Genomic DNA, 10,236 nt, shown 5'->3' with positions numbered 1-10,236 from the left:
ACTGACTCCCGTCCGGGCGGGCCGGGTACCCGAACCCCCGCCCGGGCGGGCTCGACGCTGTTCCGGCCCGGGGCGGCTCAACAGCCGCTCAGCAGCCGCTCAGCAGCCGCTCAGCTCGTCCGGAGCGCTTCCAGTCGGCGGCGCGCGGGGCCCAGCGAGCGGCCGCGGCGGGGGGTGTCGCGCCACGGGTCCGGGGCGGCCAGGCGCTCCTCCGTGGTGGCGAGGGTCCAGCGGCGCGCGGTCAGTGCGGGGTCGTCCAGTTCGTCCCAGGCCAGCGGGGTGGCGACCGGTGCGCCGGGCAGCGGGCGGACCGCGTAGGGGGTGACCGCGGTCTGGCCGTAGCCGTTGCGCTGGACGTCGAGGTAGAGCCGTCCCCGGCGGGCGGCCTTGCGGGCCTCGGTGGTGAGCAGGGCGGGGTGGCGGTGGGCGAGCAGCGCGGCCACGTCGTGGGCGAAGGCCCGGACCTCGTCGAAGGGGGCCCGGCGGTCGAGCCGGACCAGGACGTGCAGGCCGCGCGAGCCGGTGGTCATCAGGTCGGCGGGCAGGCCGAGTCCGTCGAGCAGGTCGTGCAGCAGCCGGGCGCTCTCCCGCACCGGCTCGAAGTCCTCGTCCGCCGGGTCGAGGTCGATGACCAGCAGGTCGGGGTGGTCGGGCCGGTCGGCCTTGGACAGCCAGCGGTGCGGGGTGACGCAGCCCTGGCCGGCCAGGTAGACCAGGGTGGCCAGGTCGTCGCAGACCGGATAGTCCACGGTGCCGCCGGCCTTGGGCAGTTCGCTGCGGCGGATCCAGTCGGGGAAGTGGCCGGGGGTGTCCTTCTGGACCAGCCGGGCGCCGTCGATGCCGTCGGGGTAGCGCTCCAGCATCAGCGGGCGGCCGCGCAGCTGCGGCAGGATGCGCCGGGCGACGCGGCGGTAGTGCGCGGCGAGGTCGGCCTTGGTGAGCGCCCCGGCGCTGCCGTCCGCCGGGAACAGCACCTTGTCGGCCCGTTTCAGCTGGACGATCCGGCCGCTGGCCCGGATCTCGACGGTGGTCATGGCGTGCCCCGTTCCCGGACCGCCCCGGTGGGCCGCCCGTCCTCTCCGGTGGCCCACCCGTGTACCCGGCCGGGCCGGTCCGACACCTGCGGGCGGGCGTGGCCGGACGGATCCGGGGCATGCGCGGCGGGAGAGGGCGAGGTGTGGCGATGACGGGCGGGACGACGGTCTCCGGACTGCTGGACGAGCACGGCCGGACGTACGCGCGGGAGGCCGGGATCACGCTGCGCGACCGGCCCTCGCCGCTGTACCGGCTGCTGGTGCTGACGGTGCTGAGCTCGATCCGGATCAGCGCCGACACGGCCACCGCGGCCGCCCGGGAGCTCTCCCGGGCCGGGCTGCGCACCCCGCGGGCGATGGCGGACTCCACCTGGCAGGACCGGGTGGACGCACTGGGCCGGGCCCACTACGTCCGCTACGACGAGAGCACCGCCACCGCGCTCGGTGACGGGGCGCGACTCGTCCTGGAGCGCTGGCGCGGCGACCTGCGCCGGATGGCGGCGGAGGCGGGCGGCGACCCGGGGGCGCTGCGCGGCCTGCTGCGGGAGGTGCCCAGGATCGGCCCGGTCGGCGCGGACGTCTTCTGCCGGGAGGCCCAGGCGGTGTGGCCGTGGCTGCGCCCGTCCTTCGACGCCCGGGTGTGCCGGACGGCGCGGGACCTCGGGCTGCCCGGCACGCCCGAGGGGCTGGCCCGCCTGGTGCCGCCGCAGGAGTACGCCGTCCTGGGCGCCGCCCTGGTCCGGGCCGGCCGGGCGGAGCGCAGGACGAAGGGCCCCGGCACCGCCTGAGGACCCCTCCCTCCCCGCCGCGCCGGAGCCGGGTGCGGGTGCGGGTGCGGGTGCGGGTGCGGCCCGGAGCGGACGGCCGGAACCTGGTGTGGGCGCGGACCGGACCGGGCACCCGCGCGGCAGGCAACGGACGGTCGCGGGCCGTGGCACGACGGTGCGCGTCCGGTGGAGGAAGGTGGGCACGATGGCCAAGCCGGTGTGGAAGGGAACGCTGTCGTTCGGGCTGGTGAGCCTGCCCGTGGCGCTGTACCCGGCGACCGAGTCGCACGCGGTGCGCTTCCACCAGTTGCAGCGCGGCACCACCGACCGGGTGCGGCTGCGACGGGTGAACGAGCGCACCGGCGAGGAGGTCCCGTACGAGGACGTCGTCAAGGGGTACGAGCTCACCGAGGGCGAGTACGTCGTCGTGGAGCCCGCCGAGCTGGAGGAGCTGGCCCCCGGGCGGTCGCGGACGATCGAGATCGGCGGTTTCGCCGACCTGGCGGAGATCGACCCGGTCTTCTTCGACAAGACCTACTACCTGGGCCCCGCCGATCCGGCGACCGCCAAGGTGTACCAGCTCCTGGTCGAGGCACTCGCGCACTCCCACCGGGCCGGGATCGCCGTGTTCTCGATGCGCGGCCGGGAGTACCTGACCGCGGTCGACTCCACCGACGGGCTGCTCGAACTGCGCACCATGCACTGGTCCGACGAACTGCGCGACCCGCAGCAGGAGGTCCCCGGCCTGCCCGCCCGGCGCAAGGACTTCAACCGGACCGAACTCTCCACCGCCGAGCAGCTGATCGACATGCTCACCGTCGACTGGGACCCGGACGAGTACCACGACACCTACGAGGAGCGGGTCAGGGCGCTCGTCGAGGCGAAGGCCGAGGGCCGGGAGATCGCCCTGTCCGCCGGGGAGGAGCCCGAGGCGACCGACCTCACCGACCTGGTGGACGTCCTGCGCCGCAGCCTGGACCAGGCCCGGGCGAAGGGCGGCGGGGCCGGCCGGGCCCGGAGCGGCGGCGGACGGGCGAAGGCGGCGTCGAAACCGGCCGCAGGGCCCGCGCCGAAGGCGGTCAAGGCCGTGAAGCCGGTCAAGCCGGCCAGGTCGGCGAAGGCCGCGGAACCGCCGGAGCGCGCGGAGGCCGTGGAGGACCTCGCCTCGCTCAGCAAGACCGAGCTCTACCGGCGGGCCGCCGCACTCGGCATCCCGCACCGGTCCACCATGACCCGCGACCAGCTCCAGTACGCGCTCAAGGCCGCCGCCCGCCCGCGCCGGAACCTCAAGCGCGCGTCCTGAACCCCGCCGGACGGCACCGGCACCCGCACCCGGTGCCGTCCGGCGTCATTCGGTGGAGAGCAGCGGACCGAGCGGACCGAGGTCGATGTTGAGGTCCTCGGGGGTGAGGCCGAAGTGCTCGCGGAGCTCCGCCATCCGCTCCTCCAGCGCCATCAGGGTCAGGCCGAGCCGCTCGACCTGCTCCTCGTCCAGGTCGCCGTGGTCGATCCGGCGCAGCGCCTGGCGCTCCATCAGCTGCCGGAGCAGTTCGACCACCGTCAGGACCAGGGACGCGAGGTCCCGCCCGACCTCCTCGGGGTCGAGTTCGACCCGGCGGGCCGCTCCCCCGCTCACGGCGCGGCCCCCTCGCCGGTCACCCGGCCCACCCCGTCGGCGGCCAGGGTGCTGACCGAGGCGATCAGGGCCCGCAGGCTGATCCGGACCAGGTCGACGTCGGCGATCGAGAGCGTGATCTCGCCCGCGATCACCACGCCGCCCGCCAGCACCCGGTCGAGCAGGTCGACCAGCGCGACGTCGTGCTGCCGCAGTTCGGGGGCGAGGTCGCCGGTGGTCATCCCGCGTCGCCCCCGGTCGGCAGGCCGGCGAAGGAGTACGGGGGCCAGGGGCCGGTGAGTTCCACCCGCAGCGCGGGGCCGTGCCGCTCCCGGAGGCCGGCGACCGCGCGGGCGAACTCGGCCTCCCGCGCGCGGTGCACCAGGTAGGCGCCGTTGAGCAGCATCGGGTCGCGGACGCCGGTCGCCTCCGCGGGCTGCGGCGGGTGCTCGGTGCTGCGGTCGGCGAGGTCGGAGAGCGCCAGGTGGACCTGGCGGGCCTGTCCGGCGGCGTCCGCCAGGGCGCGTTCGGCCCGGTCGCGGGCGGTCCGGCGGCGCAGCAGGTAGGCGGTGCCCGGCCGGTCGTCCGACGGGCGGCCGGGGCCGTCACCGGCCTCACCGGCCCCATCGGTCTCGCCGTCCGAGCGCGCCCGGTCCAGGTACGCCTTGACGCCCCACTCGGTGCGGTCGGCGATGCCGGCGAGGGCGGTCCGGATCTCGTCGGCGTGCGCCGTCAGCAGGGCGCGGACCCGGTCCTCGTCGCGGTACACCGTGCCGAAGCGGACCGGGAGGGCCCGGCCGACGGTCGCGGAGACGACCCGGTGGTGGGCGCGCACCGCGCGTTCGAGCCACTGCGGGTCGCCGAGGTGGCGCTGCAGGGCGTCGGTGTCGAAGTCGGCGTCCGGCACCGGCCCGACGACCGCGAGCAGGTCGGCGGCCTCGACCGTCCCCGGGTGCTCGTCGGCGACGCCTTCGGGAAGGACCTGCCACGGGGACGCGTCGGGGCCCGCCGGGGCGACCGCGTACAGCCAGGTGTAGGTCATCGCGCCTCCCGCCGCCGGGCGCCGGTGCCCTTCCGGGCCGGGCGCGACCGCGACGGGGCGTCGTCCGGCCCGGGTTCCTCGGCTCCGGCCCCGGGTTCGATCTCGGTCTCGGCTCCGGTCCCGGTCCCGGTCCCGGTCCCGGTCCCGCCGTCAGGGTTGTCCTTCGAGCGGGCGGCCTCCAGTTCGCCGAGGCGTTCGCGCAGGCGGCGGTTCTCGGCGGCGAGGTCACGGCGGTGGTCGCCGGAGGAGAGGGTGGGGTCGTGCTCCCACCAGTCGATGCCCATCTCGCGGGCCCGGTCGACCGAGGCGATCAGCAGCCGGATCCTGATCGTGAGCAGCTCGATGTCCAGCAGGTTGATGCGGATGTCCCCGGCGATCACGATGCCCTTGTCCAGCACGCGTTCGAGCAGGTCGGCCAGGTTGGCGGGCTGCGGCGCGGCGGCGGTCCCGGGGTACGCGGGCGCCGCGCCGGTGCCGCGCCACGGAGTGGGGGTGCTCACGGCTGCTCCTCCTCGGGGAACCTGCCCCGGTGGTAGCGGCTCTCCCGGCGGTAGGCGAGCAGACCGCCGTCCTGGTCGAGGTCGACCCGGTAGAGCGCCAGGATGTCCGTCGAGTCGGGGATCCGCCGGCTCTCCACCACCTCGATGCCGATCCGCCAGCCCTCCTCGGTCCGCTCCAGCCCGGTGACGCCCTCCGGGCTGCGCCCGGTCATCGCCCGCACCTGGGCGGCTGCCCGGCGGGCGGCCTCGGGGGCGTCGATCCGGGCGCGCTCCGGGCCCTCGTCGTCCTCGGGCTCCTCTTCAGATTCCTCCTCAGGCTCCTCCTCGGGCTCCTCTTCAGGTTCCTCCTCCGGCTCCTCCTCGACCTCCTCGGGCTCGGACTCGGCCTGCTCCGGCTCGGCGCGCCGGGCGGTCCGGCGACGGCGGGCGGGTGCGGGGGCCGACTCGTTCTCGTCCGGCGTCCGGCGCCGCCGCCGGGGCGGCTGCGCACGTTCGCGTTCCCGTTCGCCGGTGTCGGCCCGCTCGTCGGTGTCGGCCCGCTCGTCGGCGGTCCGGCGGCGGCGGGGTCGCGGCTCCGTCTCGGGGTCGCGGGCGGTGCGCCGTCGCGGCGCGCCGGTGGGCGAGTCGTGCGCCGGGCGGCGGGTGCGTGACTCGGGCACGGTTCACACCTCCCAGCCCTCGGTGGGCGGCAGCAGCCGCCGGACGAGTTCCGCTTCCCTGGCCGCCGCGTCCTCCTCGCTGATCGTGCCCGCCTCCCGGGCGGACTGGACGTCCATCAGCTGTCGGCGCACGGCAGCGGGGTCGTTCAGTTCCTGCCAGGCCTGCTCGTGCAGGCGTTCGGCCACCCACACCACGCCCCGGACGGGGGCGAGCGGCAGGGTCAGCAGGCCGGTGATCAGTCCCATGACCGGCGTCCTTGTGCGTCGACGAGTTCCGAGGCGAAGTCGTACGGGGCCAGCGGGCCGAGCAGCCGGAGGTCGATCCGGCCTTCCCAGTCGCCGCCGAGCCCGTCCGCGGCGTCCTCGAACTCCTCCCACCTGTCCTCGGCGACCAGGAAGGAGGCGTTGACCGGCTGGTCGGCCGAGGAGTCGGCGCGGGCGGTGGCCGTCGCGAGCGGTCCGAGCCGGGTCACCAGTTCGTCGGCGGCGGCCCGGGCGCGGGTCCGGAGTTCCTCGGCGACCAGTTCGCCGAGCCGGATCCGCTGGTACCGGGAGGCGTCCTCGGACAGCGTGCCGACCTCCTCCCGGAGCTGGGCGATGTCCGGCCGCTGGTCGAGGATCTCGCGCAGCACCCGGTCCTCCCGGTAGGTGCCCCGGACGGTGAACTGGGCGAGTCCGTCCAGTCCTTCCAGTGCGGCCAGGAAGCGCTGTTCCTGCGGGGCGAGCAGTTCGTCGGTGACGGCCGCCTCGTCCCGGACCACCGCGCCGAACCGGAACGGCAGGACGGGCGTGCGTCCGGCCGCCACCGCGTCCAGCACCCGGGCGTGACCGATCAGGTCCTGGGGCGTGCCGAGCGGACGGCTGGTGTCGATCTCGCTGACCAGGGCGGCCACCTCGTGGTACGACACCAGGGCCACCGGCGCGGGCGGATCACCGACCCCGGCCGCCCCCTCCGGCGCGGGGGTGCCGACCGGGACGATGCCGTAGACGTAGCAGGCCCGGTCGGGCGGGAGGGCGTCACTCATCGCTCACTCCCCTTCCGGGTCGGCCGCGACCGCCGACGGGGCCGCTCCTCCTGCTCCTCCTCGCCGTCGTCCTCGTCGTCCCCGCCGACCAGGCCGGTCACCTTCTCCTTCACGCCTTCGAGCGCGCCGCGGGTCTTGTGCCGGGCCCCGCCCTCCTGCATGTCGTTGACCAGTTGCGGAAGCCCTTCGCTCCGGTCCTGGGTGATGTCGAGCCGGTTGACCGCTTCGGCGAAGCGCAGGTACGTGTCGACGCTCGCCACGACGATCCGCGCGTCGATGGTCAGCAGTTCGATCCCGACCAGGGAGACGCGCAGGTAGATGTCGATGACCAGGCCCTTGTCGAGGATCAGGTCGATGACGTCCACCAGGCCCGAGGAGGAGGGGCGGGACATGTAGTTGCTGGAACGCGGGGCCACTGACACCGCTCTCACCTCTTCCGGGAGGAGGTCCGGCGGGAGCTTCGGCGGGCGGGCGGTTCGGGCTCGTCCTCCTCCTCTTCCTCCTCGGCCTCGTCCTCGTAATCGCCGTCCTCGTCCTGGTCCGCGTCTTCGTCCGCTTCCTCGTCCTCGCCTTCGTCCTCCTCCTCGTCCGCGTCCTCGTCCTCGTCCTGGTACTCGCCGTCCGGATCCTCGTCCTCGCCGTCCTCGTCCTCGTAGTCCTGGTCGTCGGGCCCCTCCCCGTACTCGTCCTCGCCCTCGTCCGGCTCGTCCTGGTCCGGCTCGTCCTGGTCCTGGTCGTCCTGGTCCTGCTGCTCTTCCTCCTCCTTCACGGCGTCCTCGTGCGAGCGCACGACCTCGCTGTCGCGGATCTCGCCGCGCCAGCCCTCGACGCTCTCGGGGTCGAGGATGGTCCGCGTCATCACGTGGCGGCGGAAGTGCTTCAACTCCAGCCGGACGCGCCGGCCCTGGGCCCGCCACAGGTTGCCGGTCCGCTCGAACAGGCCCTGGGGGTGGTACTCGATGACGAGCAGGATCCTGGTCAGGTTGGGGGTGAGTTCGTGGAACGTCACCGCGCCGTCCGCCGAGCCCTTCTCGCCCTTCGAGCGCCAGACGATCCGCTCGTCCGGGACCTGCTCGACGATCGTCGACTCCCAGGTGCGGTGCGAGAGGAAGATCCCGGCCTTCCAGCTGAGCTTCTCGTCGGCGGACTGGTCGACCTGCTCGACGCGCTTGGTGTACTTCGGGAAGTCCTGGAACTGCGTCCACTGGTCGTAGGCGACCCGGACCGGGACTCCGACGTCGATCTGCTCGACGATGTTGGTGACCTTGGTCTCCTTGTTCCCTCCACCACCGCCACCGCCCCCGCCGCCACCGAGTTTCCCGGTCACGGCCTCCTTCACGCTGGACGCTCCCGCCCCCAGCAGCTTCTTCGCGATCGACCCTTTGAGACCGCCGCCTCCGCCACCCCCGCCGCCGTCACCGTCATCGCCGTCGTCCCCGCCCCCGCCCCCGCTGCCGCCGTTCGCCACGTAGTCGACGAGTTTCTCGGTGACCCCGCCGACCTTGTCGGCCGCCGCCGTCATCGCCCGCTCCCCCAGCGCGGACGCCAACTCCCGGGCCTGTTCCATCAACCGGTCGGTGGGGAGCGCGTCCAGCACGCCGCCCGAGCCGCCCTTGCCGTCATCGGACTGGGACTGCTTGGCCATCGCCGTTCACCCCGCCTTCGTCTTCTTGGCCGAGGCCCGTGTCCCGGCGCTCTTGCGGGCGGACTCGGTCCCGGTCGACTTCCGACCGGACGCCGACGAAGCGGTCCGCTTCGCGGCCGTGGACTTGCGCGGTGACGCCGCCTTCTTCGCGGTCTTCTTCGCCGCGCCACCGCCGCTACCACTGCCGCTGCTGGTGGAACGGGAGGGGGCGGACGCCGTGCCGCTCTTGGCCCGCGACGGGCGTTTCGTCGCCCCGCCGGTCCCGCCGCTCGCCCGGGAGGTGCCGCTGCTGCGCGAACTACGGCGGCGCGGCGGCGGTTTCTCCTCCGGCTCCTCCTCGGACTCCTCGGGTTCTTCCGGTTCCTCCGGCTCTTCCTCGTCCTCCGCCTCGTCCGGCTCCTCTTCCTCGTCCTCCGCCTCGTCCGGCTCCTCTTCCTCGTCCTCCGCCTCGTCCGGCTCCTCTTCCTCGTCCTCCGCCTCGTCCGGCTCTGGCTCCTCGGACTCCTCCGGCTCCTCGCCTTCCTCCGGCTCCGCCTCGTCCTCCGGTTCCTCGTCGTCCCGGCCGCGTCCTGCGGTGCGGTCGCGGATGGCTTCGGTCTGCTGCTGCAGGCGGTCGGTGAGCGCGCCCATCCGGTTGCCCGCAGCCGTGACCAGGGCTTTCTTGCCCGCCTCGGTCAGGTCACCGCGCATCTCGTCCACCAGACCGCGCAATTGCGGTGAGGACTCCATGAGCTGCCCGAACAGCGCGCCCGGGTTGGTGCTGAGTTTCTTTCCCGCCGCCATCCCGGTCAGTGCCAGCGCCCAGCGGGCCTTGTGCCAGCGCCCGAGGAAGTAGCCCGCGACCACGGCGGTTGCCAACTTCGAATTCTTCATGGGATTCCCCGTAGAAGGAGTCGGACCGGTCCTGTAGGCCGCCCCTCTTCGACAGTCGTACCGCCTACCCGGCACGCCGAGGACGACACGCCCGTATCCGGAGCTTTCGGGCATTCATTCCGGATCACCCGGGTATGCGGGGTGCAGCGCGGGCCCGATCGGACGGGCCTGCCGGAGCGAGAACGAAGGAGCAGGTCATGACGGTCGACGTGATGCTGGCGGCGGAGTCGAGCGGCCCGTCCCTCCTGGTGGTGGTCATTCCGGCGCTGATCATCGTCGCCGCACTGATCGGGGCGTTCGTGTGGGGCAGCCGTCGGCGGGCCCGTCGGCGTCCCCCGACGGGGGCCCAGCCCGCGGCCCCGCGGGCCGGCTCCTGGAGCACTCCGGAGGGCGACGGGCCGGGCGACCCCACGCCGACCGCTTCCCCGCGCGATCCGGGCGACCCGAGCGGTCCGGTCGGCCGCTGACCGGCCGCCCGGGCGGGGCCGCCCTGGCGGTGGCCCCGCCCGGGCGGCTTTTGCGGCGATCGGCCCGTTGGGCGCCGGAATGTCGGGCATACGTGCGGCGTATCCGGAGGCTTTCGGCGATCGAGGAGGCGGTCAGCGGTGGTGCTGCTGTGTCTGGGGGTGATGGCGGGCTACGTGCTCGGCGGGCTGCTGACGGCCCGGGCGGTCTTCCGGCGGGAGCGGGAGCGCTTCCTGCGGGCGGGCGGCGGACCGGCGGTGGCCGACGCGCGGCGGGTCGGCACGTTCGAGCGGCAGGAGCGGCAGCAGGCCGAGGCGTTCGCGCTGTGCGCGGGCGCGCTGTGGCCGGTGGCGCTGCCCGTCCTGGCACTGCACGGCCTGGTGGGGAAGGTGGCGCTGGACCGCGGACGTCCCGTCGCCCTCCGGCCGGACCCGGCGGAGGTGGCGGCCCGCATCGAGGAGCTCGAACGCGACCTGCGGCTGGGCCGCCACGCGGGGCCCGCGCCCCGTCCGGTCGAGCGCCGCGCGGTGGGGGACGCTCGGCCGCCCGCCGCGGCCGGGGCCCCGGAGCAGCGGGCCGAAGCCGCGTAGGGCCGCCCTTCGTGATCGGTC

At 74.6% G+C, this 10,236-nt stretch carries 15 protein-coding genes; 4 read left to right on the top strand and 11 right to left on the bottom strand.

The window, feature by feature from the left end; genetic code table 11:
• Positions 1-110: 110 nt before the first annotated feature.
• Positions 111-1,034 carry a non-homologous end-joining DNA ligase gene (ligD, locus tag OO48_RS16210; RefSeq protein WP_033216706.1) on the bottom strand — a complete coding sequence of 308 codons (924 nt, stop codon included), beginning with the start codon at positions 1,032-1,034 and terminating at the stop codon, positions 111-113.
• Between the two features lie 149 nt (positions 1,035-1,183).
• Between ligD and OO48_RS16205 the strand changes: the two genes are divergently transcribed.
• Both OO48_RS16205 and ku read left to right on the top strand, forming a co-directional pair.
• Entirely contained in the window at positions 1,184-1,822 is a 639-nt protein-coding gene (locus OO48_RS16205) for a hypothetical protein (protein ID WP_033216704.1), read from the top strand.
• A gap of 184 nt (positions 1,823-2,006) precedes the next feature.
• Positions 2,007-3,104: a non-homologous end joining protein Ku gene (gene ku / locus OO48_RS16200; protein WP_033216702.1), complete on the top strand. Its 1,098-nt coding sequence runs from the start codon at positions 2,007-2,009 to the stop codon at positions 3,102-3,104.
• A 45-nt stretch (positions 3,105-3,149) separates the two neighbouring features.
• On the opposite strand, the gene OO48_RS16195 is transcribed toward ku, so the two are convergent.
• Genes OO48_RS16195 through OO48_RS38350 form a run of 10 tightly spaced genes read right to left on the bottom strand, consistent with a single transcriptional unit; the run spans position 3,150 to position 9,133 of the window.
• Complete coding sequence (locus OO48_RS16195; RefSeq protein WP_033216700.1) at positions 3,150-3,437, bottom strand: gas vesicle protein K; 288 nt, start codon at positions 3,435-3,437, stop codon at positions 3,150-3,152.
• Positions 3,434-3,658 carry a gas vesicle protein gene (locus tag OO48_RS16190; RefSeq protein ID WP_051732195.1) on the bottom strand — a complete coding sequence of 75 codons (225 nt, stop codon included), beginning with the start codon at positions 3,656-3,658 and terminating at the stop codon, positions 3,434-3,436. The genes OO48_RS16195 and OO48_RS16190 overlap by 4 nt, the downstream gene beginning before the upstream one ends.
• Positions 3,655-4,458, bottom strand: a complete 804-nt coding sequence (locus tag OO48_RS16185; RefSeq protein WP_033216698.1) for a GvpL/GvpF family gas vesicle protein — start codon at positions 4,456-4,458, stop codon at positions 3,655-3,657. The genes OO48_RS16190 and OO48_RS16185 overlap by 4 nt, the downstream gene beginning before the upstream one ends.
• Positions 4,455-4,958, bottom strand: coding sequence for a gas vesicle protein (locus OO48_RS39880; RefSeq protein ID WP_081952164.1), 504 nt, complete (start codon positions 4,956-4,958; stop codon positions 4,455-4,457). The genes OO48_RS16185 and OO48_RS39880 overlap by 4 nt, the downstream gene beginning before the upstream one ends.
• Positions 4,955-5,617: a gas vesicle protein GvpO gene (gene gvpO / locus OO48_RS36320; protein WP_081952163.1), complete on the bottom strand. Its 663-nt coding sequence runs from the start codon at positions 5,615-5,617 to the stop codon at positions 4,955-4,957. Before gvpO ends, OO48_RS39880 begins: the two co-directional genes overlap by 4 nt.
• Positions 5,618-5,620: 3 nt before the next feature.
• Positions 5,621-5,863, bottom strand: coding sequence for a gas vesicle protein GvpG (locus OO48_RS16170; RefSeq protein WP_033216696.1), 243 nt, complete (start codon positions 5,861-5,863; stop codon positions 5,621-5,623).
• Entirely contained in the window at positions 5,854-6,642 is a 789-nt protein-coding gene (locus OO48_RS16165) for a GvpL/GvpF family gas vesicle protein (RefSeq protein ID WP_033216694.1), read from the bottom strand. Before OO48_RS16165 ends, OO48_RS16170 begins: the two co-directional genes overlap by 10 nt.
• Entirely contained in the window at positions 6,639-7,064 is a 426-nt protein-coding gene (gene gvpJ, locus OO48_RS16160) for a gas vesicle protein GvpJ (protein WP_425338547.1), read from the bottom strand. Before gvpJ ends, OO48_RS16165 begins: the two co-directional genes overlap by 4 nt.
• 5 nt (positions 7,065-7,069) lie before the next feature.
• Positions 7,070-8,287: an SRPBCC family protein gene (locus tag OO48_RS16155; protein ID WP_033216692.1), complete on the bottom strand. Its 1,218-nt coding sequence runs from the start codon at positions 8,285-8,287 to the stop codon at positions 7,070-7,072.
• A 6-nt stretch (positions 8,288-8,293) separates the two neighbouring features.
• Complete coding sequence (locus OO48_RS38350; RefSeq protein ID WP_157845465.1) at positions 8,294-9,133, bottom strand: histone protein; 840 nt, start codon at positions 9,131-9,133, stop codon at positions 8,294-8,296.
• Between the two features lie 224 nt (positions 9,134-9,357).
• Here OO48_RS38350 and OO48_RS16145 point away from each other — a divergent pair, with 224 nt between their 5' ends.
• On the top strand, positions 9,358-9,627 hold the full coding sequence (locus OO48_RS16145) for a DUF6479 family protein (RefSeq protein WP_051732194.1): 270 nt from the start codon (positions 9,358-9,360) through the stop codon (positions 9,625-9,627).
• A 138-nt stretch (positions 9,628-9,765) separates the two neighbouring features.
• Complete coding sequence (locus OO48_RS16140; RefSeq protein WP_033216690.1) at positions 9,766-10,215, top strand: hypothetical protein; 450 nt, start codon at positions 9,766-9,768, stop codon at positions 10,213-10,215.
• Positions 10,216-10,236 lie beyond the last annotated feature (21 nt).

Origin of the sequence: Kitasatospora phosalacinea (assembly GCF_000716545.1) — a bacterium.
Lineage (GTDB): Bacteria > Actinomycetota > Actinomycetes > Streptomycetales > Streptomycetaceae > Kitasatospora > Kitasatospora phosalacinea.
This window is presented reverse-complemented; position numbering and strand designations above follow the sequence as displayed.

Excerpts from the sequence above, each read along its gene's own strand:
- OO48_RS16190 (WP_051732195.1), bottom strand. The coding sequence starts at position 3,658 with ATGACCACCGGCGACCTCGCCCCCGAACTGCGGCAGCACGACGTCGCG.
- OO48_RS16155 (WP_033216692.1), bottom strand. The coding sequence starts at position 8,287 with ATGGCCAAGCAGTCCCAGTCCGATGACGGCAAGGGCGGCTCGGGCGGC.
- OO48_RS16185 (WP_033216698.1), bottom strand. The coding sequence starts at position 4,458 with ATGACCTACACCTGGCTGTACGCGGTCGCCCCGGCGGGCCCCGACGCG.
- OO48_RS16145 (WP_051732194.1), top strand. The coding sequence starts at position 9,358 with ATGACGGTCGACGTGATGCTGGCGGCGGAGTCGAGCGGCCCGTCCCTC.
- OO48_RS16205 (WP_033216704.1), top strand. The coding sequence starts at position 1,184 with ATGACGGGCGGGACGACGGTCTCCGGACTGCTGGACGAGCACGGCCGG.
- OO48_RS16165 (WP_033216694.1), bottom strand. The coding sequence starts at position 6,642 with ATGAGTGACGCCCTCCCGCCCGACCGGGCCTGCTACGTCTACGGCATC.
- ku (WP_033216702.1), top strand. The coding sequence starts at position 2,007 with ATGGCCAAGCCGGTGTGGAAGGGAACGCTGTCGTTCGGGCTGGTGAGC.
- ligD (WP_033216706.1), bottom strand. The coding sequence starts at position 1,034 with ATGACCACCGTCGAGATCCGGGCCAGCGGCCGGATCGTCCAGCTGAAA.
- OO48_RS16170 (WP_033216696.1), bottom strand. The coding sequence starts at position 5,863 with ATGGGACTGATCACCGGCCTGCTGACCCTGCCGCTCGCCCCCGTCCGG.